Source organism: Azospirillum sp. SYSU D00513 (assembly GCF_017356015.1).
GTDB lineage: Bacteria > Pseudomonadota > Alphaproteobacteria > Azospirillales > Azospirillaceae > Azospirillum.
The window spans coordinates 1-25005 of the sequence record NZ_JAFIQV010000039.1; the positions used below are offsets into that span (position 1 = coordinate 1).

Genomic DNA, 25005 nt, shown 5'->3' on the forward strand with positions numbered 1-25005 from the left:
CGGGGATAATCGGTTCTTTGCGTCGTGCCATCGGGGGCTCCTTCCGTTCTCAGCATACCCCCGCCGAGCACGAAATTCCGGATAGTCCCGTTGGGTCTCGACATAGCTGTCGAAGAGGGCTCGGTTCATCGCGCCCTTGATGATCCAGGGGGCGGTCAGGCCATCACTGCGCAAGGCGGCGATGAAGGTTTGGGTGCCCCAATGGCCAAAGGGAGCCTTGGATTTGAGCCGCTGGCCGCGCCGTGCCCGTCCGCGCAGCCGGGTCATCTTGGTCGTGGTGGCGGTCTCGTCGAGGAACACCAGCCGGTCCGGCTCCTCGCGCATGCGGGGCTGGCGGCTGTTTTGCCAAGTCCGGCGGTCCTGGGCGACGTCAGCGCGCTCGGCTTCGCTCGCCAGCAGCGTTTTTTTACGGTGAAGCCGCGCGTGAGCAGGAAGCGCGACAGCGAGGCGGGATGAACCGTGACCCCGCACTCGTCTTTCAGCTTGGCTGCCAACTCGGGCATGGTGATGTCGCCCTGCGCCTCCACCCAGCCGATCAGGCGCTCGGCATGGGGGACCAGCTTGCCGCCGCCGGGCGGGCGCCCTTGCGGCGCCGGCTCCAGCGAGCCGGTCTTCTTCATGCGCTGAGCCAGCCGGATGCTGGTGCTGGCGCTCACGCCGAAACGGCGCGCGGCAGCCCGGCGCGAGCTGCCCTGCTCAATGTCCCCATAAATCCAGACACGAAGATCCGCGGAATAGCCATGGCCCATGATCCACCTCCAAGGAGGGTGAATCACACCCGGAGCACCTAGAGCGAGCTGCGTTAAATCTGGATCGCTTAGGAGCGTTACACAGCCAGATAAAAAGAGCGCGCAGGTATATCTGCTTCAGATTTAACGCACGGCGCTCTAGCGCAAGCCCGATTCATACTTCAAGCAAGACGCTCTAAGACGGGGTTTGGGCGGGAGGCCTCAAGGATCGCTCGCTCCAACAGGAGGAGGCCATATTTGCGCTCGGCCGCCTCTATCTGTGCCCTCATAGCGTCGATCGTGGCGCGAGGCGATCCGATCACGCCATCTGGCTCGGTAATCCGCTCCTGGTGTATAGCGTCGCCTTTTCGAGATAGTGGCCAACATGGTAGAGCAATGGCATAAAGATTATTCAAAGAATAATCTGACATCAGCAGTATCCACTTACAGCGGATTGCGTTAAGTCTGCATCGCTTTGGAGGGTCAAGTCATTCGGTGAGGCGCGTACGCTGTCTAGCATGCGTCATATTTAATACAACGCGCTGTAAAGACAGCTCGCTCTATAATCACCGAAAAAACTCCCTTGAATATCGAAACCGAATTGTCTTCGCAACATCATCTATGGACTGAAACAATGCGGAATGCGATATCCCAAGCGATAGAAGATCTTTCTTTATAGCAAGCTTTTGCTTTCCGTTTACAAGAATGGATCGAAAACATGCCGCTTTGTTGCGGCGAACAAACGACATTTGATCTAAAGCTTTTGTATCTACACCGTGTATTGTGAACATTCCTGACTGAGCATTTGAACGACGGAACACATGATATGGACGGATTGCAATTGGCCTTCTAGCAACAATCGATCTTGGCAGATCTTTGTTTGTAAGATCTATAACGTATTCTTTGAAAATTGGGCTATCAGTTGTCGGAACCGACAGCATATCGATCGACGACTTGTTGAGTTCCCAAGGGTTGATTGATACTATCTTCCCATCGACATCAGTATTACAGTCATTAACAGCAAAAAACAAGGCGACAAGAGGGTTTTCGCTCCAATCTATTAGGCGAGTAGGTATTCCGTAATGCTGAGCAAGAAACAGCCAATCTATATCTGACCGTTCGCGATGGTCAAGAAATTCAGCTGCATAAAGCTTGAAATCGCGTAGGATCTCCCTTTCAAATTCATACGAAACCTCGCACCTGTATAGACTTGGTTTCAATTTCCAGGCCGCGTTAGCCTCTCCACGGAACCATGGAGAAATGGTAGATTTTTGAATTCCAAATCGCCGGTTTACCTTGTTTTTGACCCACACCAGGTAATCAGGAATGTTATTAATTCTATCGCCATCAATTTCCTTGATATCATCACTCTCATATTGCTGTGCTTCATCCATATTCATGGTCGAACCTTCTCAAGAAAGAGTTAGGTGTAAGGGCATCGGTAGCGGCTGCGCGTTTTCACATAAACTCATCCACCCACTCAGCATGTACCCAGGCCAATTCATGACCATCAGGTTCAGCGGAGTCCGTTGATAGCGGCTCGTGAGCTATGTACATCACCCGCAGCCTCTGCACTCGGTCCTGGTGATTGGTGATGTTGATCGCGTCCCCAGGGGAGGGAATCTGAGCGAACTGGAATGTGTCCCACAGCTTCTGCTCTCCATCGCGGTAAACGAGTAGGGGTGCAGCAATCATTCTTCGCCTTTTCGAGACAGAAGCGTCCGCGTCCCGTCCGCGTCCCGCTGGCGCAGACTGGCGAGCCGGAGTACGCTGGCAAGCGCGATTTTAGCGCGATGATTAGCGTACCTACTTTCCTGGGTTGTTCTCCAGCCACTCAAGATAATTTTAAACATCTCTCGGATAATCTCATAGTCCACGCCATCAACTCTGCCGAACTTACTGCAGACATTAACAGGCTTAACGTAAAATGAATTACTAACAGCTACTTGAGAGATTTCTCGCAGGTTTTTGAACCTGGCAGAATCTACGCTCCTAACTCTTAAGAAAGATTCAAGCTCATCTTCTGACAGCGATTTAAGGTGATCAACATATTTCTTTGTTGGAAGAATACAATAACGAGCAACTGGCCCGCACCAAAGTTCACTCGTTGAAGAGTTTAGCGGAGTTGCGAGATGCACTCGCTCGCCTTTAATATAATCTTTTAAAAATAGTACAGCTGGCCTCCTCTTGCCTTCCACGAAAATCTCTCCGTTGAACCGGGTTACCTTTCCGGTGTAAAAGATTATATCTCTAACGTTGATTGTCTCTGAGCCTTCACTCTGCAAAACAATCTCCTATCTTTAACATTTAACAAAATGGCTTCAGGTCACCTTTTCAAGACAGGGACGGCGGTCTCATGAGCATCAGCTGCTGCGGCTGTGCTAGGCAGCGCGGAACACTAGATATAGTATCACAATAGGACCTAATGACGAATATCTGCATACCTCGGCGATCTGTGGCTCCATATCTTGTGCTGCTCCCCATCCGAACAGGTAAAATCAGGGTGCATATGGTTGGTGCTTCGCGCGGAAACCACGAAATCTAGCGATTCGAATCGGGGATATAGCTGTGGGTAACATCCCTAAAGCGAAGGATTCCAGGGCTTCCAAGGGCCTGTCCCCAAGCCTCTGTGGGCAACTCCGGGCAAGTCCTTTTTTTGACAGTCACTAGAACAAACCCCTTTTTATGGCGTTGCTGGAGGGGCAAGGCCGCTATACGTTGTGGGTGGATGCGGTCCAAACGCATCCATCGACCATGTTAGCAACGGAGAGCCTTGGTATGCGCAATGCCATGGAATGGTTTGATCGGTGCTTAAGGCTGATCACAGCTCTTTGGCACTTATTTCGTGTACTGGACACGTAAAAACTAGGAGCAAGAACCCCCGCTGGTGACCAAACCAGCGGGGGTTCTTCGTTGTTCCAGGGCCTTTGGAGAGCCTTGGTATGCGCAACGGGGCTATTAGACGGTAGGTTTCAGAATGCCGCAAGCTCCCTAATGTCGTTATCCACAACAGAACTCTCTTGATTTTTCTCGCTTCCTGGCGAGATGCGTAAGCTAGCACCTTAGCTAGCTGCTGGGCCTGCAACAGGCGTGCGTGGCCCAAGGTGGCGGTACAGGGTTTTCAGCGAAACGCCCGCTTGCTCAGCGATGTCATCAACGGTAAGGCGCGGGTCCGCCCACATGGCGCGGGCAGCGGTGAGCTTGGAGCCCGACAGCTTGAGCTTGCGCCCCCCTCGCCGACCACGCTCCTTGGCGGCCCGTAGGCCGGCGGCGGTGCGTTCCTTGATGAGGGCGCGCTCGAACTCCGCAATGGCGCCCAGCATGTGGAACACGAGCCGGCCGCCAGGTGTGGTGGTGTCGATTCCTTGGTTCAGGATCCGGAGGCCGGCGCCAGCTGCCTCGATCCGCTCCGCCAGCCCGATCAGCTCCTTGAGGGAGCGGGCGAGCCTGTCCAATGCGACGGCAACCAGGGTGTCACCTGGGCGGAGCGCTCGCATTGCTTCCGCGAGGCCGGCGCGATCGGTGTGGGCTCCGGTTGCTTTGTCGGTGTAGATGCGTCCGGGCTCAACGCCTGCCCATGCAAGGGCATCGGTCTGCCCCTCAAGGGTCTGATCAACCGTCGATACGCGAGCATACCCTATCAACATCTTCCCGCTGTACCCTGTCTAAACTTGTAGAACCATCAAACCAAACGGCCAGGGCTCCGAATCCAGGTTAACGAATTTTTACGTTGAGGATGTCGTTGAGGTACTCGGCGTCCCATCCAGCGATTTTGCGTCTGAGCTTGATGCTGATCGGTTTGGGCTGAGCGGGCTTTGAGGTGCGGCGGCGCAAGCCGGAGCGTTGTCTCAAGGGCTCCGGGGCGGTTCGGACGAGGTTGATGGCGAAGTGCCGGACGACCGCCATGTTCTTGGCGCCATGGCCTTTGCGCAGGCGGGACTGGTCGTCGTTGAACACGACGTCGAGGACCCAGTGGAGCTGGTTCTCGATGCCCCAATGGCCGCGCACCGCCTCGGCCGCCGCTTGGACGGAGAGCTTGGCCGAGGTGATGTAGTAGCGGGTCTCGAAGCGGCAGCGGTCCTTCAACTCGACTTGGCTGCGCACGCGCACAAGAGCGGCGACGTCGGGCAGGCGCAGGTCGCCGGGAAAGCGGCGCCCGCCTTGCAGCCAGTCCACTTCCCGGGCGAGCGTGACGGTCCGTTGCTCGATGCTCCCATGGCCCTTGTCGACGCTGACCACCTGCTCCAGCAGGGACGCCGGAGCCGTGGTGAAATAGTCCTCGATCTCCGCGCGCAGAGTTGGCTGGTTGGCTTTGACCGCCAGCAGATACTCCGCCCCGGCGTCCCGGACCGCCTGGGCGATGGTGGCGTTGCAGGCGATGGCGTCGATGCTGACGACCGCGCCCTTGAGCCCGCCGTCCGCCCCCAGCCGCTCCAGCAGCGGCGGAATGGCGGCGAGTTCATTCGCCTTGTCGGCCACGGCTTCCTGCCCGAGGACCAGCCGGCTGGTGGTGGCGAAGGCGGAGACCAGATGCAGCGGCGGCTGAACGGTGCCGCGGTCGTGGCTGCGCCGGGAGGTCTTGCCGTCGATGGCCACGAGTTCGGGCCGGTCGGGCCAGGCCTCGCGCACCCAGGCCGCAAAGCAGTCCTGGAACAGCGCCGGGTTGATCCGGTTCATGAACAGGGTCAGCCAGCGGCCGCTCGGCACCCCCCGCTCGTAGGGCAGCATGCGCCGCAGAAACTCCAGCCGGCTCTCCCCCACGCCACGATCGCCTCGTAGTCCTCACAATCCGCGATCGTCCCGCACACCGTCAGCAGCAGAATCTCCGTCATCGGGTAGATGACCCGCCAGGGCTCACGCGGGTCCTCGATCACTGAAAAATGCTTCAGATGGGCTTTCAGCCGCGAGGTTTCACCAAAATCGGCATCCAGAGAGGTCATCGCTTCTCGCCCAAGGTCGTTTCGACCCCACCGAATCAGAAGCCCTTACAAGCGTAAAGCCTCGTTAACCCGAGTTCGGAGCCCTGACCAAACGGCCCGCCATTTTGACAGAGGTTTTGACACTTCGGCGCATTATGCTGGCCGGGGGCTGGATGGGCTGTCTCAAAATCGGGCGTTAGAAAGACGCAGGCTGGGCAGCAAGGAGCCGCACCAGCTTCGCCGGGTCGCGCTGGCGATGTTCCATGGCGGACTGGGCGGCGGGGATGCTCCCGAGGCGTTCGGTCGCTTCGCCGATGGTCTCGCCGCGCGCCATGTGGGCGTCCTGGCAATCATTTCAGGCGTGTCGATTGCCATTGCTGGCATAGCCAGGGATGCCCTGCAATGAACGGCCTTGCAAAGCTAACCGAGTAGGGCGTGTGCAGATCGTGCACTTGTTGCAAATAGTGCAGATGCCATTTATGTATGGTGGGTCGCGCACCGGAGTTCCGTCATGCTGGTCAAATTTGCCCGAGAGATCGACGACGCCGACATCGCCAACGCCCGTCGTGCGGCTGATCACCTGCGCTCCCTGATCCGCAACGCACCGGAGAAAACCTCGACGGTCGCGGTTCACACGGAGGCCGGCACCCTCGATTTGGACATCGACCTTCTGCGGAGCGTGACGAAGATCGTGGATATGGTCTCTGCGCCCCAGGACACCGCGACAGCCATGTCTCCCGAGGAGGAGATCACCCCCCGGCAGGCCGCCGATCTGCTCCGCATGTCCAGGCCGTCGGTCATGCGGTTGATCGAGAAGGGGCATCTGCGCGCCCGCAAGGTCAACACCCATCACCGGCTGTCGCGGGCGGAGGTCCTGGCGTACCGGGAGACCCAGGCCGTCACGCGCCGGGAGAGCTTGACGGAGATCGCAAGGATATCCGAAACCTACGACTTCTGAACGAGTCGCGGAAGCTGCCCGGATGGCCCTGGTCGTTATCGACGCCTGCGTGCTCTTCCAGGGCAAGCTCACGGATTTTCTGCTCTGCCTTGCGGAGGCGAACGCCTTCGAACCCGTGTGGTCGGACGCGATCCACGAGGAATGGACAGGCAACCTGCACGCGCGCTACGGCATTCCGCTCAGCGCGTTGCAGCACAGGCGCCGTGAAATGGAACGCGCTTTTCCGGCGGCGAACTGCGCGACCGACCCGGCCGAGCTGGCGAGGATCACCGCCCTGTGCTCGACCGCCGCGCAAAGGAAGGACGCGCATGTGATCGCGACCGGCGTCGCCGCACAGGCGGCGGTCATCCTGACGCACAACATCCCGGATTTCGCCGCGACGGTGCTGGACCATTACGGCATGAGCACGGTGCGGCCCGATGCCTTCTGCCAGAGCTTGTTCCAGACCAGCCCGGCGCTTGTGCTGGCCGCCGCAAAGGCTCATCGGGCGAGCATGACGAGGCCGGCCTATTCACCGGACGGCTATCTCGCCCTGCTCGCCGGGCCGAAGGTCGGGCTGCCGGCGGTCGCCGGCGCGCTCGCCGCCCACAAGCACCGGATCTGACGGCAGAAAGGCCGTGCCCCGCGAGCGCTCCTCACGCCCGCCGGACACGGCCTGCCTCCTCAAGGGCGGGCTGAGCCCGCCCCTCTCCGCGCAAGGGTCAGAAGAAGAACGAGTCCCCCGCCCCGACGACCACCACGTCATTCACCCCGGCCAGCGGCGAGGCGTTGCCCATGGCCGTCCAGTTCAGGTCGTGGATGCCCAGCTTGTAGGCCGGCGAGCTGTCCCGCAGCGAGTAGTCGCCCGCCCAGAAATTCTCGAACAGCGGGTTGCCGATGGTGTCGCCGCTGCCGAACTTCGGCACGTTGTAGACGAGGTTGTTGTTGACCACCGGGTTGTTGGCGGCCTCCAGCTGGGTGTAGTCGTCCAGCGGCAGCTCGCCGTAGACGATGTTCTTCTGGATCGTGTTGTTGTAGGGCACGGCCTTGGCGCCGTGCGACGGGTTCGCGGTGGCGACCCAGATGAAGTCTTCCTTGTTGTTGGCCAGGATGCCGATATTGTTGGTGACCTTGTTGTTGTCGCCGCCGTGGATCATGATGCTGGCCCAGCTCGTGTCCTGGACGATGTTGTCGGTCACCGTGGTGCCGCCGGACATGTCGTCGAGGTAGATGCCGAACCCCTTCCAGCCCTTCAGCCACTGGTCGTTGCCGTTGGTGGCCAGCCCCATCGCCCCGTCGATGTAGTTGCCGCGGATGATGGTGCCGGTGTCCGCCCCGGTGCGCCCGAGCGTCTCGATGGCGCCCGTGTCGGCGGTCTCCAGCGACGTGTCCGTGATCCGGTTGTACTCGATCACGTTGTTCTTGATGAGGGTGTCGGTCCCCCAGCTCTTCAGCGAGACGCCGTAGCGGGCGCTGTGGGAGATGTCGTTGTGGCCGATGACGTTGTTGCTGACGCCGAAGCCGAACACGCCGCCGACATGCTTGTAGATCTCGCCGATGAAGGCGATGTCGTTGGCGGTGATGCGGTTCGCGTTGCTTCCGTAATTCATCTCGATGCCATGCTTGGCGAGATGGACCAGGTCATTGCCGGTGATGAGGTTGTTGGAGGAGCCCAGCTCCAGGGAGATGCCGGTGCCGACGTTGGAGAAGCTGTTGTCGCGGATCTGGTTGTAATCCGCGTTGATCATGTCCAGCGCGTCACCGCCCGCCTTCGTGTTGGTGAAGGTGAAGCCCTCGATGGTGACCTTCGACGCGCCGTTCATCTTGATCAGCGTGTCCAGCCGCGCCACCTCGACGCCGTCCTGCTGGAAGGTCGCGGGATTTTCCGGCTTGAAGACCAGCTTGCCGTCGGATTCCCGCCAGGCGAACTCGCCGGCCTTGTTGACGTGGGCGGCGTTGTCCAGCAGGCGGAAGGTCGATCCCTCCCGCAGGGCGAAGCCGGCGTCGGTCTTGAAGGTGATGGTGCGGGTGGCCGTGTCGATGGCCTTCACCTCCAGGATGGCGTCCTCCAGACGTTCGGTGTCGAACACCTGGATCTTCGTGCCGGCGGCGATGTCGCCGCGGACGATCTCCGTGCCGTGGTAGCGCAGGGCCGTGCCGCTGGCCCCGCCGCTGGCCGCGTCGGCGAAGAACCAGCCGGCGGTCGGGTCATCCGGGTTCCAGTTGCCCTTCTCGGCCAGCCGCTGGCGCTCCCCGCCGATGGTCAGGTCGAAGTCGGTCGGGGTGGCGAGCTTGGCCGAATAGACGCCGTTGCCCTCGTGGGTGAAGCCCTTCACCACCTCGCCGCCGGACAGCACGACCGTCTCGCCCGGATAGGCCTTGAAGGTGACGCCGTTGTCCTGGCTGGTCAGCTCCAGCGTCTTGGTGCGGTGATAGGTGCCCTCGCGCACGTAGGTCGTGTCGATGCTGGTCGCGCGCATGGCGGCCTGGGCCTTCTCCAGGCTGGCGAAGGGCCCGTCGGTGCCCGCGGCGTTGGGGGCGGCCAGACGGCCGGACCATGTGTCCTTGCCGTTCTCGGCGACGTAATAGGCGGCCTCCGTCGGCGCCTTCGCCGCCGGGGCGTTGCCCAGCAGGTTCGTGCCGGCCGTGAAGCTCAGCGTGCCGTTGCTGGTCAGGGTGCGCTGCCCGGCCAGCACGTCGACGCCGTCCAGCGCGCCGCGGTCATAGCTCACGCCCGAGCCGGTCGGCGCCAGCACATGGCCGTTGATGGTGACCGAATCGACGTTCAGGTTGCGGTCCAGGCCGTTGGCGTAGTGGTCGTTGTCGAACTGCACCTGCACCTTGTGCGCCTTGGCCGGGTCCAGTTCCGCCTTGAAGGCGTAGGTCTGGGCGGTGGTGGAGGTGGCGTTGCCCTCCCCGATGATCTTCCCGTCCAGCAGCAGCTTGAAATGCGCGCTGTCCCCGCCGCCGAGCGAGTTCGACGCCTTCACGATGACGTCCACGGTCTTGAGCACCGGGGCCGGCGGGGCCGGCGGCGGCACGTAGGCGCCGCCGAAGAACTGCTCGGGAACGCCGAAGGTCAGGGCGCCGCCCCAGTACAGCCCCTCGGCTCCGGGCACCACATAGATGCCGTCCACCGCGCCCTTGTCGTAGGAGGCGTATTGGGAGGTCGACCGGATTTCCTGCCCGTCGATCTTGATCCCCCGCACATGCAGGTCGCGGGCGGGATCGTCGTTGTCGTAAACGACCTGGATCTTGTGGGCCTCGTCCGGATCGACGCTGACCTTGAAGGTGAAGTCCTTGGCGGCGGTCGCGCTGACATACGCCTCGCCGACGACCTTGTCGTCCACCAGCAGCTTGAAATGCGGGTCCTTGTAATGGGTGCCGCTGCGCCAGGCCGTAATGGTGAGGGTGCTCGTGATCGGGGAGGCCATGCCGTTCAATCCATCTGCAATAAAGCGGTAGTCCTACCCCCTTGGTACCGCCTCCCCTCTGAGCATTCCCTTTCTAAAGTGGTAGTCTGCCGTGATAATATTCGGGTTCAGAATGAGGTCCTGTTTGGGACCCATGGAGAATTTCCAGGGTTTCCGGGCCTGACGGCCGCTTCTCCGGCGGTCCGGGCGGAAAGCCATTTCTTGCAGCGCGACGGACGGCCATGACCCCACTCGACCTCTCCCCCGCCCAGGCCCGCCGCATCGCGCTGGCGGCGCAGGGCTTCGGCAAGCCGCGCCCGGACGGGCCGGTGAACCGCGGCCACCTGGCGCGGGTCCTCGCCCGCACGAACCTTCTGCAGATCGATTCCGTCAGCGTGCTGGTGCGGGCGCATTACATGCCGCTCTTCTCGCGGCTCGGCGCCTATCCGGCGGAACTTCTGGAGAGCGCGGCCTGGGGCGCCCGGCGCAGCCTGTTCGAATACTGGGCGCACGAGGCCTCGCTGCTGCCGCTGGAGCTGCACCCGCTGCTGCGCTGGCGGATGGACCGCGCCGCGCGGGGCCAGGGCATCTATGGCCGGCTGGCGCGCATCGCGGCGGAGCGGCCGGACTTCGTGGAAGGGGCGCTGAGGCTGGTGGCGGAGCGCGGGCCGGTCTCCGCCAAGGAGATCGAGGGCAGCCGGGGCAGCGGGAGCTGGTGGGGCTGGAGCGACGCGAAATGCGCGCTGGAGTATCTGTTCTGGGCCGGGCGCATCACCACCCGGACGCGGCGCGGCTTCGAGCGGCTCTACGATCTGCCGGAACGGGTGATCCCGCCTGCCGTGCTGGCCCTGCCCACCCCGGACGAGGCGGAGGCGCACCGGAGGCTGCTGGCGCTCGCCGCCCAGGCGCACGGCATCGCCACGGCGGGCGACCTGCGCGACTATTTCCGGCTGGACGCCGAGGACGTGAAACCCCGCATCGCCGAGCTGGTGGAGGATGGAACCCTCATTCCCGCCGCCGTCCGGGGCTGGAAGGCGCCGGCCTATCTGCACCGCGACGCCCGCCTGCCCCGGCGCGCCGACGCCGCCGCCCTGCTGTCGCCCTTCGACCCGCTGGTCTGGGAGCGCTCCCGCACGGAACGGCTGTTCGACTTCCACTACCGGCTGGAGATCTACACCCCGGCGGAGAAGCGCCAGCACGGCTACTACGTGCTGCCCTTCCTGCTCGGCGACCGCCCCGTCGCGCGGGTGGACCTGAAGGCCGAACGCGCCGCCGGCACCCTCCACGCGCTCGCCACCCACGCCGAACCCCACGCCCCGGCCCACACAGCGGAAGCGTTGGCCGCCGAACTCCGCGCCATGGCCGGCTGGCTCGGGCTGGAGCGCATCCGGGTGGGGGATAGGGGGGACTTGGCGGCGCGGTTGGGGGCGGCGGTGGGGTGATGGGACGCTTCAACTTACTGGCAAGAAAGCATTCTTCCGTCATTCCCGCGAAAGCGGGAATCCAGATGCTTCGCGGAAAAGCGCTTGTCCGGCCTGGATCCCCGCTTTCGCGGGGATGACGGATAAGTGGTTGTTTCTGTTGAAACATCGCTTTGCAGGTATGGCGAGCGTCACGTTCGTTGCTTCATTCGCAACAATCCTGTTCCAACCCCGGCGTTTATCGCCGATCCGAAAGACCGTACTCCTTACCTCACGAACGGCGCAGGACGCGCCACTCACCCCGGGCTCCCGAGCGGAGCCGATCGTAAGGAGAACCCCAATGACCATCCAGCACACCGCCACCACGACCCCCGACCTGTCCTCCATCACCGAGAAGCTGGGCAGCCTCAGCTACCCGCTGGTCCGCGTCACCACGGGCCTGCTTCTGATGCCGCATGGCGCGCAGAAGCTGTTCGGCTGGTTCGGCGGCTACGGCATCGCCGGCACGGGCGAGTTCTTCGCCTCGCAGCTCGGCATGAACCCCGGCTGGCTCTTCGCCCTGGCGGCGGGTCTGGTGGAGTTCTTCGGCGGCCTGGCGCTCGTGCTCGGCCTGCTGACCCGCCCGGCGGCGCTCGCCATCGCCGTGCTGATGGCGGTCGCCGCCTTCGGCGTGCATCTGCCCAACGGCTTCTTCTGGACCGCCGGCGGTTACGAGTACCCGCTGATGTGGGGCCTGCTCGCCATCGCGGTCCTGCTGCGTGGCGGCGACAAGCTCTCGCTGGACCGCCGCCTCGGCCTGCCCCTCTGAAAACAGGGCAAGCGACAGGCGAAACGGCGGGGGCTCTCGGGCCTCCGCCGTTTCGCGTTCATGGGCCCGGCGCCCGTCACTCCGGATCGGACGGGGCCTTGGCGGCGCGGGCGCGGTCGGTGTGGCCCAGCGGCTTGTCGGGCGCCACATGGTCGCGGACGCGCTGCTTCAGCTCGGTGATCTCCGGGAAGCGGCCCTCCTCCTTGCGCGACCAGACGGTCCGCCCCTCCGCCCGCACGACGAAGACGCCGCCGGTGCCGGGCACCAGCGTCACCCCGCCGATCTCCTCCTCGAAGGTCGTCAGCAGCTCCTGCGCCATCCAGGCCGCCCGCAGCATCCAGCGGCACTGGCGGCAATATTCGATCTCCACCCTCGGCAGGCTGGTGGTCGGGCTGGTCATTCCGGTCGGCTCCGCGTTGGTCGATGGGGCAAGGTACGGCGCGGAGCCGCGGGTGCCAAGGGACGTTCAGCTCTTAACGGACCATGTTCGCGTGCTGGGCCAGATGCGCCGCCGCCCCGTTCAGCGCGGGGTTCTCGGCGAGCACCAGCCAGGTCGGCACCGGCCGCAGATAGGCGGCCATGCGGCCCTTCGCCTCGAACCGCGCGCGGAAGGGGCTGGCGGCGAGGAAGGCGGCGAAGCGCGGCGGGATGCCGCCGCCGACGAAGACGCCGCCCCGCGCGCCCAGCGACAGGGCAAGATTTCCGGCCGCCCCGCCAAGCAGGCCGCAATAGACGGTCAGGGTGCGCTCGCACAGCGCGTCCGTGCCGCCGATGGCGCGCCTCGTGATCTCGCTGGCCGGCAATGGCTCGTCCGGCTCCAGCAGCGCCGTGGCGACGGCGCGGTGCAGCCGCTCCAGGCCGGAGCCGCAGAGCACGCTTTCGATCGACACCCGGCCCCGCTCGGCTCGCACGATGCGCAGCACCTCGATCTCCAGATCGTCCACCGGGGCCAGGTCGGCGTGGCCGCCCTCCGCCGACAGGGCGACCCAGCCCCGCCCCGCCGGGATCACGCCCGACATGCCGAGCCCCGTACCGGGTGCTATGAGGGCGAGCGGCCGCCCGGCCTCCCCCATCTCTTCCCCCTCGCCCAGCCGCAGGAGCTGGCCGGTCCCGAGATGCGGCAGCGACAGGGCCAGCGCCTCGCAGTCGTTGATCAGCAGCATCGGCCGGAAGCCGAAACGCTCCGCCACCGCGCGCACGGAGAAGTCCCAGCTGCGGTTGGACAGCAGGATCCGGTCCCCCACCGCCGGCCCGGCGACCGCGATGCAGGCCGAACGGGGCCGCTCCCCGGTCATGTCCCTGGTCATATCCAGATATGCGGCGATGGCGTCGGGCAGGTTCGGGTAATCGGCGGCGGGCAGGCTGCGAACCTGCGCCGGGGCGGCGCCCGGCCCGGTCACGATGGCGAAGCGGGCGTTGGTGCCCCCGATGTCGGCGACCAGCGCCGGCCAGACGGTGTCGGTCATGCGGTGTCTCACGGCGTGCTTGGGTTCCGGGCCGGCGGCCGTTGCCGGTCCCGATTGTTCGCACCCACACTAAAGCGCCCTGTTCCGCTCCGGTCCCGCTTCCGTGTAACAGCCGCGTAACAAGCCGGCGGCGGTGAAAGCGTCCCGTTACCAAAATCATCCGCCTCACGCACCATCGGCGGATTACATCTAGCCCCAGACAATCGGCCGCGGGGCGCCCCGGCGCCGCCGGCGGTCCAACGGCAACCTGTCACGGGGAGGGACCAGAATGCGCGACCCGCGTCATGCTCCATGATCGGCCGTCCCCAGGCGAGGATCGCACCATGACCTTGCAGAACCCACCCTTCCAGCCCGCCGAGGAGAAGGCCCGCCCGGCCCCGGCCGGTTCGGGCTTCCGGGCGTCGGCCCAGCGGCACCTGTCCAAGCTGGTGGTGGCCCCGTCCTTCGCGGCCATCCTGGTCTTCGTCTACGGCTTCATCCTGTGGACGCTCTACGTCAGCTTCACCAACTCGCGCATGCTGCCGGTCTATGACCTGGTCGGCGCCGACGCCTATGTGCGGCTGTGGAAGCTGGAGCGCTGGTACGTCGCCATCGAGAACCTGCTGATCTTCGGCGGGCTCTTCATCGGCATCAGCCTCGCCATCGGCATCGTGCTGGCCGTCCTGCTCGACCAGCGCATCCGGGGCGAGGGGGCGCTGCGCACCATCTATCTCTACCCGATGGCGCTCAGCTTCATCGTCACCGGCACGGCCTGGAAATGGATCCTGAACCCGAGCATCGGCGTGCAGGAGTTCGTGCGCGGCCTCGGCTTCGAGACCTTCACCTTCGACTGGATCGTCCAGCAGGACACCGCCGTCTACACGCTGGTGATCGCCGCGGTCTGGCAAAGCTCCGGCTTCGTCATGGCGCTGTTCCTGGCGGCGCTGCGCGGGGTGGACCAGGAGATCATCAAGGCGGCCTATCTCGACGGGGCCAGCCTGCCGCGCATCTACTGGGGCATCGTACTGCCGTCCATCCGGCCGGTCTTCATGAGCGCCTTCGTCATCCTCGCCCACCTCGCGGTGAAGAGCTACGACCTCGTCGTGGCGCTGACCGGCGGCGGCCCCGGCTACGCCTCGGACCTGCCGGCGACCTTCATGTACGAGATGACTTTCCGGCGCAACCAGATCGCCATCGGCTCGGCCAGCGCGCTCATGATGCTCGCCACCGTGGTCGCCATCATCGTGCCCTACCTTTATTCCGAGCTGAAGGGAGGCAAGCGTGTCTAGCCTGACCTCGTCCCTGCCGCGCGCCGACGGGGCGGGCGCCAGGGCCGCCCGCTGGGGCCTGTACCTGATCCTGCTGCTCTTCGCGGTCTGGTACCTGCTGCCGCTCGTCGTGATGGTCTCGACCTCCTTCAAGAGCCTGGACGAGATCCGCACGGGCTCGCTCCTGTCCCTGCCGCGCGACATCAGCACGGACGCCTGGAGCTACGCCTGGACCAACGCCTGCATCGGCGCCGACTGCCGGGGCATGGCGCCCTACTTCCTGAACTCGGTCATCATCGTCGTGCCGGCGGTAATCATCTCGACCCTGTTCGGGGCGCTGAACGGCTACGCGCTCACCAAATGGCGCTTCCGCGGTGCCAACCTGGTCTTCGCGATGATCCTGTTCGGCAGCTTCCTGCCGAGCCAGGTGATCCTGCTGCCGATGGCGCAGACCTTGGGCTTCCTCGGTCTGGCGGGCACGGCCGGCGGGCTGATCCTGGTGCATGTGGTCTACGGGCTGGCCTTCACCACCCTGTTCTTCCGCAACTACTACGTCAGCATCCCCGACGATCTGGTGAAGGCCGCGACCATCGACGGCGCGGGCTTCTTCCAGATCTTCACGAAGATCATGCTGCCCTTGTCGCTGCCGATCATGGTGGTGACGATCATCTGGCAGTTCACGCAGATCTGGAACGACTTCCTGTTCGGGGCGTCCTTCGCGGCGGGCGGTGCCCAGCCGGTCACGGTGGCGCTCAACAACCTCGTCAACACCACCACCGGCGTGAAGCAGTACAACGTCGACATGGCGGCCGCGATGATCGCGGGCCTGCCCACCCTCGTCGTCTATGCGCTCGCCGGGAAATACTTCATCCGCGGCCTGACCGCCGGCTCGGTCAAGGGGTGACCCACACATGGCGACTCTCAGCATCAACAACGTCCGCAAGCAGTACGGCAGCGTCGAGGTCCTGAAGGGCATCGACCTCAGCCTCAACGACGGCGAGTTCCTGGTCCTGCTCGGCCCGTCCGGCTGCGGCAAGTCCACGCTGCTCAACATGATCGCAGGGCTGGAGACGATCAGCGCGGGCGAGATCCGCATCGACCAGCGCGTGATCAACGGCGTCCACCCGAAGGACCGCGACATCGCCATGGTGTTCCAGTCCTACGCGCTCTACCCCAACATGACGGTGGCGCGGAACATCGGCTTCTCGCTGGAAATGCGCGGCCTCTCCAAGGCCGAGCGGGACGAGGCCATCGGGCGCGTCGCCAAGCTGCTCCAGATCGAGCATCTGCTCGACCGCAAGCCGGCCCAGCTCTCCGGCGGCCAGCGCCAGCGCGTCGCCATGGGCCGCGCGCTGGTGCGCGACCCGAAGATCTTCCTGTTCGACGAGCCGCTGTCCAACCTCGACGCCAAGCTGCGCGTGGACATGCGCACCGAGATCAAGAAGCTGCATCAGCGGCTCGGCACCACGGTGGTCTACGTCACCCACGACCAGATCGAGGCGATGACGCTCGCCAGCCGCATCGCCATCATGAAGGAGGGCGTCGTCCAGCAGTTCGCCCCGCCGCAGGAGGTCTACGAGCGGCCGGCCAACATGTACGTGGCGAGCTTCATAGGCTCCCCCACCATGAACTTCATCCGCGGCACACTGTCGGCCGAGGGCGACCGGCTGGGGGTCAGCGTCACCGCCAAGGGTCCGTCCGAGTCCGGTCCCAGCCGCTTCCTGCCCCTGGCCGAAGCCCCGGCGGAGGCCGACCGCTGGCTGGGCGAGGAGGTGATCCTCGGCGTACGGCCCGAGGCCATCACCTGTTACGACCCGGCGATCGCCGCCGGCAACCCGGCGCTGGTCCGGGTGAGCTGCCGCGTCAGCGTGCTGGAGCCGACCGGCGCCGACACGATCACCTACATCCAGCTCGGCGGCCAGGAGGTCGTCGCCCGCATCAAGCCGAGCGACCGGCCGGTGGAGGGCGAGCCCGCCGACTTCATGATCGACATGTCCCGCGCCAACCTGTTCGATCCCCGGACCGAACAGCGCATCTGACGGCCGAAGCCCGCCCGTTCCCTTTCCGCAAGGCGGGGGGGGGCGGGCCTTTTCCGGCCGGCGTTCCGGGCTGTGGCCTCGCCGCGCGCGGGCGTGCTAAGCTGCGGCCCCCGCGTGGCCGCTCAAGGCCGGCGCATCCCGTCCGGTTCCAGCTTCCCTCCCGTGCATCGCTCGATACCCCTCCCCACCGTCCCGTCCCCGCGTCGCCATGGCTAAGCCGCAGGGACCCTTGCGCCGCTGGCTGACTCGGCGCGTCGCCTACCCGCTGCAAGGGCTGTTCGTCCATGCGGTCGTGCGCTTCTTCGGATCCCTGACGCCCGACCGGGCGTCGGACCTCGGCGGCTGGATCGGGCGCCGGGTCGGGCCGATGCTGCGCGGCACCCGCGTCGCGCGCCGCAACCTGGCCCGCGCCTTTCCCGAGAAGAGCCCGGCGGAGATCGAGCGCATCATCCTGGAGATGTGGGACAATCTCGGCCGCACCTTCGCCGAGTACCCGCATCTCGACGCCATCGGCGACCGGGCCGAACTGGTCGGGGCCGAGCATGTGGACGCCATGCGCGACGACGGCCGGGCCGGCATCATGGTCAGCGGGCATCTGTCGAACTGGGAGATGCCCTCGGTCATCATGCGCAAGCGCGGGGTGGAGCTGGCGCTGGTCTACCGCGCGCCGAACAACCCCCATGTCGGGCCGCTGCTGCTGCGGATGCGCGGGGCGGCGACCAGCATCAACATCCCCAAGGGCCCCGAGGGCGCCCGCCAGCTCATCCGCCACCTGTCCCAGGGCGGCCACGCCGGCATGCTGATCGACCAGAAGATGAACGACGGCATCCCCATCCCCTTCTTCGGACGCGACGCCATGACGGCCCCGGCCGTCGCCCAGCTCGGCCGCCGCTACGGCATTCCCATCGTGCCCGTCCGCACCGAGCGGATCGAGGGCACCCGCTTCCGCATCACCGCCCTGCCGCCCATCGAGCATCCCGACGTCGGCGACCGCGGCGCCGAGGCCCGCATCCTGATGGAACGGCTGAACCTGCTGCTGGAAGGCTGGATCCGGGAGCGCCCGGCCCAGTGGCTCTGGACGCACCGGCGCTGGCCGGACTGACCGTCGGGAAGGCCGCTACAGCATCCGGGGCAGCGTCACGCGGACACGCAGGCCGCCGGACGGGCGGTTGGACAGCTCGATGCGGCCCTGGTGGGCCTCGACGATGGACTTCACGATGGACAGGCCCAGCCCGTTGCCGCCGGTCTTGCGGTTGCGCGAACCCTCCAGCCGGACATAGGGCTTGAAGACCTTGGACAGCTCCGATTCGGGGATGCCGGGGCCGTCGTCGCAGACCTCCACGGTGATCTCGGCGGCGTCGGCGTCCACCGCGACATGGGCGCGCTCGCCGTACTTGATGGCGTTGTCGATCAGGTTGGCGAAGGCGCGGCGCAGGCTCGACGGGCGGCCGGCGAGGCGCAGGGGGCGCGGCTGGTCGAAGCGGTCACGCCGCTCGCCGCCGCCGAAGATGGTCCGCACCGACTCGAACTGGAGCGGCGGCGGCTCGTGATAGACCACCGGCGAGCCGGTGTCGGCGTAGTCGTCGCACAGGCTCTGAAGCAGGCTGGCGAAGGCCACCACCTCCACCTCCTCGCGCAGCACGTCATCGCCGAGGAACTCCAGCGTCGCCGCGATCATCGCCGCCATCTCGTCGATGTCGGCCATCATCTTGGTCCGCAGCGTCTCGTCCTCCACATACTCGGCGCGTAGCCGCAGCCGGGTCGCCGGGGTGCGCAGGTCGTGGCCGATCGCCGCCAGCAGGTGCGTCCGCCCCTCCAGCGTGTCGCGCAGGGCGTCGCGCGTGCGGTTGAAGGCGCGGGCGACGGCGGCGACCTCCTCCGGCCCGTCCTCGGTCAGCGGGCGGGGGTGCAGACGGTCGTCGGGGCGCGTCGCCTCCTCGGCCAGCGCCTCCAGCGGCCGCACCAGCCGGCCGGGCAGCCACAGCAGCAGCGCCCCCGCCAGCCCCAGCGCCGCCGCCCCGCCCAGCATCAGCTCGAAGGGCGTGGCGCGCGCGCGCCAGAAGCGCGGGCTCGCGAACTCCAGCCAGCTCCCGTCGGCGAGCCGGACCTGGACCCGCGCCTCGTGGAGCTGGGCGGCCGTGTCCTCCGCCACCGTCGCCAGCGCCTCTCCCTGCGAGACGGCGGTGGCCGGCACGGCGCGCGGCGGCAGCAGCGCGCCCTCGGCGGCCACCAGGATGCGGCGTGGGGAGTCCGGCACCGCTTCCCGCAGCCAGCCCGGCGGCAGGACGGGCGGGCCGGAGGCGTGCCAGATGGCGGTCAGGTCCGGCGCCTCGGGCAGCAGGGGCGTGCCGGCGGGGTTGCCCTCGGCCAGCGCGCGCTCGGCCGCCTCCACCGCCTCGGCCATGGCGGGGCCGAGCCGGTGGGCGTTCAGCAGGTCCTGCGCGCGGCCGTCCATGATCCGGTCGGCGACCAGTGCGGCGCCATGGGTGAGAAGAAGCAGGGCCGCCAGCGAGGCCAGGATGCGGTGGCGCAGGCGCACCGCCCGCAGGCGGGCGCGCAGCGTCCCGCGCAGCCCATCACGCGGCACGGCCGCTACCGCCGGCGCCCCGCGCCAGGGCAGCGCTCGACTCGCCCAGCTCGGCCACCTCCACCGTGAACTGGTAGCCGATGCCGCGCACGGTCTTGATGAGGCCCGATCCGGCCGGCCCCTCCTCCAGCTTGCGGCGGAGCCGGCTGACCTGGATGTCGATGCTGCGGTCGAAGGGGATGGAGGTGTCGCCACGGTGCTTTTCCAGAAGCTCGGTCCGCTCCACGACCTGCGGCGCCCGCTCCAGAAGGGTGCAGAGCAGCGCGTACTCGCCGTGGCTGAGATGCACGACCACATTGTCCGGAGTCCGCAGCTCCCGCCGACCCTGGTCCAGCGACCAGCCGGCGAAGCCCAGGATGCGCAGCCGCTCGCGGGCCGGCTCCTGGTTGCCGCAGCGGCGCAGAATCGCCCGGATGCGGGCCAGAAGCTCGCGTGGGCTGAAGGGCTTCACCAGATAATCGTCGGCCCCGACCTCCAGCCCGACGATCCGGTCCACCTCGCCGCCCATGGCGGTCAGCATGATGACCGGCGTCTCCGAGCGCGCCCGCAGGGACCGGCACAGGCTGGTGCCGTCCTCCCCCGGCAGCATCAGGTCGAGGATGACGAGGTCGATCGGCCATTGCGCCAGCACCTTCGCCATCTCCCGCCCGTCCTCGGCGGTGGAGACGCGGAAGCCGCTCTTGACCAGGAAGTCATGGAGCATGTCCCGGATCTCGGGATCGTCGTCCACGATCAGCAGATGGCGCGCGCGTTCCATGGTCGTCCGGTCCCGAAGCCAGGGGATGGGGGGTGCTCGGTGGATTGTAGCGCGGGGGTTCCAGCTCCGTACAGCGTGGTTCCGGAGTTTAGACCGGCGGCGGCCGAAGCGGGGACTCGGGCTTTGTAACACCCGTGTAACAGGGCCGCTCCGGTGAAAGGCCGCCGTTACCAATTAATCCGTGCGCCGAACTGACTGAACACTAGATTTCCCCTCAAAGCCGCCCGGACCGGCGGTCACCAATGATCCCACACAAGGGAGGGAGAAGGACCATGCGCTTTCCGTTCATGTCCCGGGCCGCGATGACCGCGCTCGCCACCGTGCTCGCCTGCGGCCTTGCCGCGGCGCCGGCCAAGGCCGAGCCGACGGTCGAGGTGCTGCATTTCTGGACCTCCGGCGGCGAGTCCAAGGCCGCGGGCGCGCTGCGCCAGGATTTCGAGGCGGCGGGCGGCAAATGGATCGACGCGCCGGTGGCGGGCGGCGGCGGGGACGCGGCGAGCACGGTGCTGCGCTCGCGCGTGCTGGCCGGCGACGCGCCGAATGCCGTGCAGCTCAAGGGCCCGAACATCAAGGACTGGGCCGAACAGGGCCAGCTCGCCAGCCTCGACGAGGTCGCCAAGGCCGAAGGCTGGGAAAAGACCCTGCCGCCGCTGATCCTCGACGTCGTGAAGCAGGACGGGCGCTTCGTCGCCGTGCCGGTGAACATCCACCGCGTCAACTGGCTGTGGATCAACCCGAAGGTCTTCGAGAAGGCCGGCCTGACGGCTCCGAAGACGTGGGACGAGTTCAACGCGGCCGCCGAGAAGCTGAAGGCCGCGGGCGTCGTCCCGCTGGCCCATGGCGGCCAGCCCTGGCAGGACGCGACCCTGTTCGAGAACGTCGTGCTCGGCCTCGGCGGCGCCGACTTCTTCCGCAAGGCCCTGGTGGAGCTGGACGAGGAGGCCCTGACCGGCGAGACGATGGTCAAGGTGTTCGACCAGATGCGCAAGCTGCGCGGCTACGTCGATGCCGGCTTCTCCAACCGCGAATGGAACCGCGCCGCCGCCATGCTGATGAACGGCGAGGCCGGCATGCAGATCATGGGCGACTGGGCCAAGGGCGAGCTGCTGGCCGCCGGCAAGGTGCCGGGCAAGGACTTCCTGTGCGCGCCCATGCCGGGCCAGTCCGGCTTCATCCTGAACTCCGACAGCTTCGTTATGTTCAAGTCGGACAATGCCGACCGCAAGGCCGGCCAGATGCTGCTGGCGAAGCTGATCCTCGGCCCGAAGTTCCAGGAGACCTTCAACACGCTGAAGGGCTCCATCCCCGCCCGCCAGGACATGCCGCGCGACAAGTTCGACGAGTGCGCTGTGAAGTCCATGGACGACCTGAAGACGGCCGTGTCTGCCAACAGCCTCGTGCCCTCCATGGCGCATGAGATGGCCGTGCCGGGTGCCGTGCGCGGCGCCTTCCTCGACGTCGTCACCTCGCACTTCAACTCGGACATGACCTCCAAGGAAGCGGTGCAGAAGCTCGCCGAAGCGGTCGAACTGGCGAAGTAAACGGTGTAGCATGGGTTCCCGCGCCCTCGGGCGCGGGGCTTTCCTCCCCTTTCCATCCGGGGGAGACAGGGGCGGGGACGCGCAGCCCATGCGCATTCCCGCCCCAGGCGCTTCAAGGCCCCGCGTTCAGCCCCCGCTTCGGGGCACCGGGCTTCCGGTCGCGGAAGACAGTCACCCGGCGCGTCCCAGCGTGTCCCGCACGGCGCCCTGGAGCTGGCGCGGCGTGACCGGCTTGTGGATGACGGCAATGCCGAATGCCGCCGCCTCGTCCCGGCATTCCGGCCCGATCTCGCCGGTCAGGATGATGCCGGGCACCGGCCGGCCGACCCGCTCCCGGACCCTTGCGATGGCGGCCGTCCCCACCTCGTTCTCGCGCAGCCGGTAGTCGGACACGATGATGTCCGGAACGCGCGCCAGTGTACGGAGGCACTCCAGCGCCTGTTCGGCCGAGCCGGCGACGGCCGTGTCGAACCCCCATTCCTGGAACAGGCGGCGCAAGCCCGTCAGCACGATGACGTCGTCGTCGATCAGCAGGGCGAGCCGCCCCTGCCCGCCACCCTCAACGCCGAACGCCGGTTCGGTTTCCGGCTCCCCTCCGGCGGCGGTGTCCGGCGGCACCGGCGCCGCCGCGCGCGGCACCAGGATGGAGAAGGAGGAGCCCTGCCCCGGCTCGGACCGCACCTCGACCGGATGGCCGAGCAGACCGGACAGGCGCCGCACGATGGCGAGCCCGAGTCCGAGCCCCTCCTTGCGGTCGCGCTCCGGGTTGCCGACCTGATGGAACTCCTCGAAAATGCGGTTCAGATGCTCGGGCGGAATGCCGATGCCGCTGTCATGGACCCCGATGCGCAGGCCGGCGCCCGCGGCGGCGCAGGTGACGCGGATGCCGCCGCGGTCGGTGTAGCGGAGCGCGTTCTCGACCAGGTTGCGCAGCATGCGCCCGAGCAGCAGCGGGTCGCTGTGGACGGCCAGCTCCGGGGCGGGCCGGTCGAGGTGGAAATCCAGACCCTTGGCCGAGGCGATCGGGCCATAGGCGTCGGCGATCTCATCCAGCAAGGGGGCGACGGCGAGGTCGACCGGCTGCGGGACGATGACCCCGGCGTCCAGCCGCGACACGTCGAGCAGGCTGTCGAGCAGGTTCTTCAGCGTGTCCAGCGCGCGTTCCAGCGACGCCAGCGGCCCGCGCGCCTCCTCGTCCCGGACATGGGCCTGCACCACGCCGGCGAAGAGCAGCGCCGACTGGAGCGGCTGGCGCAGGTCGTGGCTCGCGGCGGCAAGGAACTTGGATTTCGACAGGTTCGCCTCGTCCGCCTTCGCCTTGGCCTCGCGCAGCGCCTCCTCCATCGCCTTGCGCTCGGTGATGTCGATGTTGAGGCCGCTGGACCGCAGCGGCGTCCCGTCGGCGCCGTAGACGATGCGCCCGATCGACTGGACCCAGCGCAGGCTCCCGTCCGGGTGCCGGATGCGGTATTCGAGGCGGTAGTCGGGCACCCGCTCCTGCAGCATCCGCGTCCGGTAGGCCCGGGAAACGGCCTCCGCGTCCTCCGGGTGGACGACCCGCAGCCACGTCTCGGTGGTGGCCGGGTCGCGGCCGGGATCGAGCTGGAAGATGCGGTAGCTCTCCTCCGACCAGCTCCCGCTGCCGGTGCGCATGTCCCATTCGAAGGTGCCGGCGCGGGCGGATTCCAGCGCGAGGCTCAGCCGCTCGTTGCTGCCCCGCAGTTCCTCCTCCGCGCGCTTCCGCCCGGAGATGTCCAGAAGATAGACGGCCAGCCCGCCCGAGGAGGGGAAGCCGCGCGCCCAGAACCAGCGCCCGGTGCGCGGCCCGCGGAACTCGACCTCGATCGGCTCGGCTGCGTCCATGGCGTGCTGGACCCGCGCGCGCAGCTCGCTGGCCGCCAGTTCGGGGAAGGCCTCCCACACCGTCCGGCCGAGCAGTTCCTGCCCCATGCCGATCATGTCCCTGGCGCGGTCGTTGAGATAGGTGAATCGCCAGCCCCGGTCGACCTCGACGACACCGTCCACGGTGCTCGACAGCACCGTGGCGGCTCGCATCCGGCTCTCCCGCGCCTCCTCGCGGACGCGCAGGAAACGGGTGATGCCCCAGGCGCCTACCCCGCCCGTCACCAGCAGCAGCCCCGCGAAGATCAGCAGGGACCGCATCGCGGCCTCGTTGACCGACCGCATCGCCGCCGCCCGGTCCAGGGCGACATGCAGGTAGAGACCGGGAACGCCGACCGCCAGCGGGGCGTAGGCGGTGAGCCGGGCGACCCCGTCCAGCCCCTCGACCTCGGCCAGTCCCCTCCTCGTGCCGCGCAGAAGCGGCTGGAAACGGTCGGGCAGCGGCTGGCCGGGCAAGCCGGCCACCTCCGGCATGCGGGCGAGCACCGTTCCGGAACGGTCGGCGATGAGAACCGCGATGTCCCTGGGGTAGGGTTTGCCCGAAAGGTACCCCTCGAGCCAGCCGACATCGAGCAGGATCGTCACGACCCCCGCCGGGGCGCCGCCCGCGCCGGGATAGGCGAGCGCGAAGGGGATGGCGGGCCGTCCGGTCGTGCGGGTGACGATGTACTGGCCTATGACGACTCCCGGCTGTTCCAGCGCTTCCCGCCGGTAGGAGCGGTCGGCCACCGAGATGCCGAGGGCCGACGGCTCGGTCGAGCACCAGATCCGGCCCTGGCGGTCGGAAACGCTGACCGCCATGTAGCCGGGATAGCGCTCGCGGAGCGCGGCCATGGTCCTCTGGCAGACCGGCGGGTCCATGCGCCCCACCCCCATCTCGGCCAGGGTGACGAGCACGTTTTCGATGTCCTGGGCAATGCGCTGCTGCTCGTCCTCGACGAGGTCGAGCAGGCGCTGGACCTCCTGCCGGATCTCCGCCTCACGGGCGGCGTACAGCTCGGCGATGGCCCAGAGTTCGAAGGCAAGCGGCGGGAGTGCGGCCAGAAACAGCAGGCACAGCAGGCGGCGGACCGACCATCCCGGGCTCCGGGCGGGCTCCCGTCGTCCCGCAGTTGTTCCCACCCGCGCCTCCCGGCTTGCTCAAACCGCCAAATTCCTTAACACATATCTATGAATGCGAATAGTCCGGTATTCAGGTGGGCAGGGAAACACCCTGCCAAGGAGCGTCGCAGAGCAGGGG

General features: G+C 66.4%; 21 protein-coding genes and 1 pseudogene. 9 read left to right on the top strand and 13 right to left on the bottom strand.

What is annotated here, in order from left to right; all coding sequences use genetic code 11:
• The 7 genes and pseudogenes from JUB11_RS24340 to JUB11_RS24370 form a co-directional block, all read right to left on the bottom strand.
• Positions 1–300: transposase (locus JUB11_RS24340; RefSeq protein ID WP_207461383.1), on the bottom strand; the 300-nt coding region annotated here is incomplete at its 3' end.
• Positions 264–749, bottom strand: coding sequence for a transposase (locus JUB11_RS24345; protein ID WP_207461384.1), 486 nt, complete (start codon positions 747–749; stop codon positions 264–266). The genes JUB11_RS24340 and JUB11_RS24345, both read right to left, overlap by 37 nt.
• 545 nt (positions 750–1294) lie before the next feature.
• Entirely contained in the window at positions 1295–2128 is an 834-nt protein-coding gene (locus JUB11_RS24350; RefSeq protein WP_207461385.1) for an FRG domain-containing protein, read from the bottom strand.
• Between the two features lie 291 nt (positions 2129–2419).
• On the bottom strand, positions 2420–2926 hold the full coding sequence (locus JUB11_RS24355; RefSeq protein ID WP_207461386.1) for a hypothetical protein: 507 nt from the start codon (positions 2924–2926) through the stop codon (positions 2420–2422).
• Between the two features lie 864 nt (positions 2927–3790).
• A complete protein-coding gene (locus JUB11_RS24360; RefSeq protein WP_207461387.1) occupies positions 3791–4375 on the bottom strand; it encodes a recombinase family protein in 585 nt (194 codons plus the stop codon).
• 67 nt (positions 4376–4442) lie between these two features.
• Positions 4443–5668: pseudogene (locus JUB11_RS24365) on the bottom strand (ISAs1 family transposase).
• 175 nt (positions 5669–5843) lie between these two features.
• Positions 5844–5981 (bottom strand): hypothetical protein, encoded by a 138-nt coding sequence (locus JUB11_RS24370; protein WP_207461388.1) that lies wholly within the window; start codon positions 5979–5981, stop codon positions 5844–5846.
• 177 nt (positions 5982–6158) lie between these two features.
• On the opposite strand from JUB11_RS24370, the gene JUB11_RS24375 reads away from it, so the two are divergent.
• Both JUB11_RS24375 and JUB11_RS24380 read left to right on the top strand, forming a co-directional pair.
• Positions 6159–6605, top strand: a complete 447-nt coding sequence (locus JUB11_RS24375; protein ID WP_207461389.1) for a helix-turn-helix domain-containing protein — start codon at positions 6159–6161, stop codon at positions 6603–6605.
• A gap of 22 nt (positions 6606–6627) precedes the next feature.
• Complete coding sequence (locus JUB11_RS24380; RefSeq protein ID WP_207461390.1) at positions 6628–7209, top strand: PIN domain-containing protein; 582 nt, start codon at positions 6628–6630, stop codon at positions 7207–7209.
• Between the two features lie 97 nt (positions 7210–7306).
• Here the strand turns inward: JUB11_RS24380 and JUB11_RS24385 are convergent, their stop codons facing one another.
• Positions 7307–10018, bottom strand: a complete 2712-nt coding sequence (locus JUB11_RS24385) for a carbohydrate-binding domain-containing protein (RefSeq protein WP_207461391.1) — start codon at positions 10016–10018, stop codon at positions 7307–7309.
• 221 nt (positions 10019–10239) lie between these two features.
• On the opposite strand from JUB11_RS24385, the gene JUB11_RS24390 reads away from it, so the two are divergent.
• Both JUB11_RS24390 and JUB11_RS24395 read left to right on the top strand, forming a co-directional pair.
• A complete protein-coding gene (locus JUB11_RS24390) occupies positions 10240–11439 on the top strand; it encodes a crosslink repair DNA glycosylase YcaQ family protein (protein ID WP_207461392.1) in 1200 nt (399 codons plus the stop codon).
• A gap of 319 nt (positions 11440–11758) precedes the next feature.
• The gene (locus JUB11_RS24395) at positions 11759–12226 is read left to right on the top strand and encodes a DoxX family protein (RefSeq protein ID WP_207461393.1); all 468 of its coding nucleotides are present in this window, start codon (positions 11759–11761) and stop codon (positions 12224–12226) included.
• 76 nt (positions 12227–12302) lie between these two features.
• Here JUB11_RS24395 and JUB11_RS24400 read toward each other — a convergent pair whose 3' ends face one another.
• On the bottom strand, positions 12303–12626 hold the full coding sequence (locus tag JUB11_RS24400) for a SelT/SelW/SelH family protein (protein ID WP_207461394.1): 324 nt from the start codon (positions 12624–12626) through the stop codon (positions 12303–12305).
• 73 nt (positions 12627–12699) lie between these two features.
• On the bottom strand, positions 12700–13692 hold the full coding sequence (glk, locus tag JUB11_RS24405; protein WP_207461395.1) for a glucokinase: 993 nt from the start codon (positions 13690–13692) through the stop codon (positions 12700–12702).
• Between the two features lie 323 nt (positions 13693–14015).
• Here glk and JUB11_RS24410 point away from each other — a divergent pair, with 323 nt between their 5' ends.
• The 4 genes from JUB11_RS24410 to JUB11_RS24425 all read left to right on the top strand — a co-directional run bounded on the left by JUB11_RS24410 (position 14016) and on the right by JUB11_RS24425 (position 18080).
• Complete coding sequence (locus JUB11_RS24410; RefSeq protein WP_207461396.1) at positions 14016–14960, top strand: sugar ABC transporter permease; 945 nt, start codon at positions 14016–14018, stop codon at positions 14958–14960.
• 1 nt (position 14961) lies between these two features.
• Positions 14962–15843 (top strand): carbohydrate ABC transporter permease, encoded by an 882-nt coding sequence (locus tag JUB11_RS24415; RefSeq protein WP_247887296.1) that lies wholly within the window; start codon positions 14962–14964, stop codon positions 15841–15843.
• 7 nt (positions 15844–15850) lie between these two features.
• A complete protein-coding gene (gene ugpC / locus JUB11_RS24420; protein ID WP_207461398.1) occupies positions 15851–16978 on the top strand; it encodes a sn-glycerol-3-phosphate ABC transporter ATP-binding protein UgpC in 1128 nt (375 codons plus the stop codon).
• Positions 16979–17186: 208 nt separating this feature from the next.
• Positions 17187–18080, top strand: a complete 894-nt coding sequence (locus JUB11_RS24425; RefSeq protein ID WP_207461399.1) for a lauroyl acyltransferase — start codon at positions 17187–17189, stop codon at positions 18078–18080.
• A 15-nt stretch (positions 18081–18095) separates the two neighbouring features.
• On the opposite strand, the gene JUB11_RS24430 is transcribed toward JUB11_RS24425, so the two are convergent.
• Positions 18096–19565: an ATP-binding protein gene (locus tag JUB11_RS24430; RefSeq protein ID WP_207461400.1), complete on the bottom strand. Its 1470-nt coding sequence runs from the start codon at positions 19563–19565 to the stop codon at positions 18096–18098.
• Positions 19555–20322, bottom strand: a complete 768-nt coding sequence (locus tag JUB11_RS24435) for a response regulator (RefSeq protein WP_207461401.1) — start codon at positions 20320–20322, stop codon at positions 19555–19557. The genes JUB11_RS24430 and JUB11_RS24435 overlap by 11 nt, the downstream gene beginning before the upstream one ends.
• Positions 20323–20594: 272 nt before the next feature.
• Between JUB11_RS24435 and JUB11_RS24440 the strand changes: the two genes are divergently transcribed.
• The gene (locus tag JUB11_RS24440) at positions 20595–21863 is read left to right on the top strand and encodes an ABC transporter substrate-binding protein (RefSeq protein WP_247887295.1); all 1269 of its coding nucleotides are present in this window, start codon (positions 20595–20597) and stop codon (positions 21861–21863) included.
• A gap of 171 nt (positions 21864–22034) precedes the next feature.
• On the opposite strand, the gene JUB11_RS24445 is transcribed toward JUB11_RS24440, so the two are convergent.
• Complete coding sequence (locus JUB11_RS24445; protein ID WP_207461402.1) at positions 22035–24887, bottom strand: ATP-binding protein; 2853 nt, start codon at positions 24885–24887, stop codon at positions 22035–22037.
• Between the last annotated feature and the right edge of the window lie 118 nt (positions 24888–25005).

Excerpts from the sequence above, each read along its gene's own strand:
- JUB11_RS24380 (WP_207461390.1), top strand. The coding sequence starts at position 6,628 with ATGGCCCTGGTCGTTATCGACGCCTGCGTGCTCTTCCAGGGCAAGCTC.
- glk (WP_207461395.1), bottom strand. The coding sequence starts at position 13,692 with ATGACCGACACCGTCTGGCCGGCGCTGGTCGCCGACATCGGGGGCACC.
- JUB11_RS24440 (WP_247887295.1), top strand. The coding sequence starts at position 20,595 with ATGCGCTTTCCGTTCATGTCCCGGGCCGCGATGACCGCGCTCGCCACC.
- JUB11_RS24395 (WP_207461393.1), top strand. The coding sequence starts at position 11,759 with ATGACCATCCAGCACACCGCCACCACGACCCCCGACCTGTCCTCCATC.
- JUB11_RS24375 (WP_207461389.1), top strand. The coding sequence starts at position 6,159 with ATGCTGGTCAAATTTGCCCGAGAGATCGACGACGCCGACATCGCCAAC.
- JUB11_RS24370 (WP_207461388.1), bottom strand. The coding sequence starts at position 5,981 with ATGGCGCGCGGCGAGACCATCGGCGAAGCGACCGAACGCCTCGGGAGC.
- JUB11_RS24360 (WP_207461387.1), bottom strand. The coding sequence starts at position 4,375 with ATGTTGATAGGGTATGCTCGCGTATCGACGGTTGATCAGACCCTTGAG.
- JUB11_RS24390 (WP_207461392.1), top strand. The coding sequence starts at position 10,240 with ATGACCCCACTCGACCTCTCCCCCGCCCAGGCCCGCCGCATCGCGCTG.
- JUB11_RS24345 (WP_207461384.1), bottom strand. The coding sequence starts at position 749 with ATGGGCCATGGCTATTCCGCGGATCTTCGTGTCTGGATTTATGGGGAC.
- JUB11_RS24350 (WP_207461385.1), bottom strand. The coding sequence starts at position 2,128 with ATGAATATGGATGAAGCACAGCAATATGAGAGTGATGATATCAAGGAA.
- JUB11_RS24400 (WP_207461394.1), bottom strand. The coding sequence starts at position 12,626 with ATGACCAGCCCGACCACCAGCCTGCCGAGGGTGGAGATCGAATATTGC.
- JUB11_RS24435 (WP_207461401.1), bottom strand. The coding sequence starts at position 20,322 with ATGGAACGCGCGCGCCATCTGCTGATCGTGGACGACGATCCCGAGATC.
- JUB11_RS24410 (WP_207461396.1), top strand. The coding sequence starts at position 14,016 with ATGACCTTGCAGAACCCACCCTTCCAGCCCGCCGAGGAGAAGGCCCGC.
- JUB11_RS24425 (WP_207461399.1), top strand. The coding sequence starts at position 17,187 with ATGGCTAAGCCGCAGGGACCCTTGCGCCGCTGGCTGACTCGGCGCGTC.
- ugpC (WP_207461398.1), top strand. The coding sequence starts at position 15,851 with ATGGCGACTCTCAGCATCAACAACGTCCGCAAGCAGTACGGCAGCGTC.
- JUB11_RS24385 (WP_207461391.1), bottom strand. The coding sequence starts at position 10,018 with ATGGCCTCCCCGATCACGAGCACCCTCACCATTACGGCCTGGCGCAGC.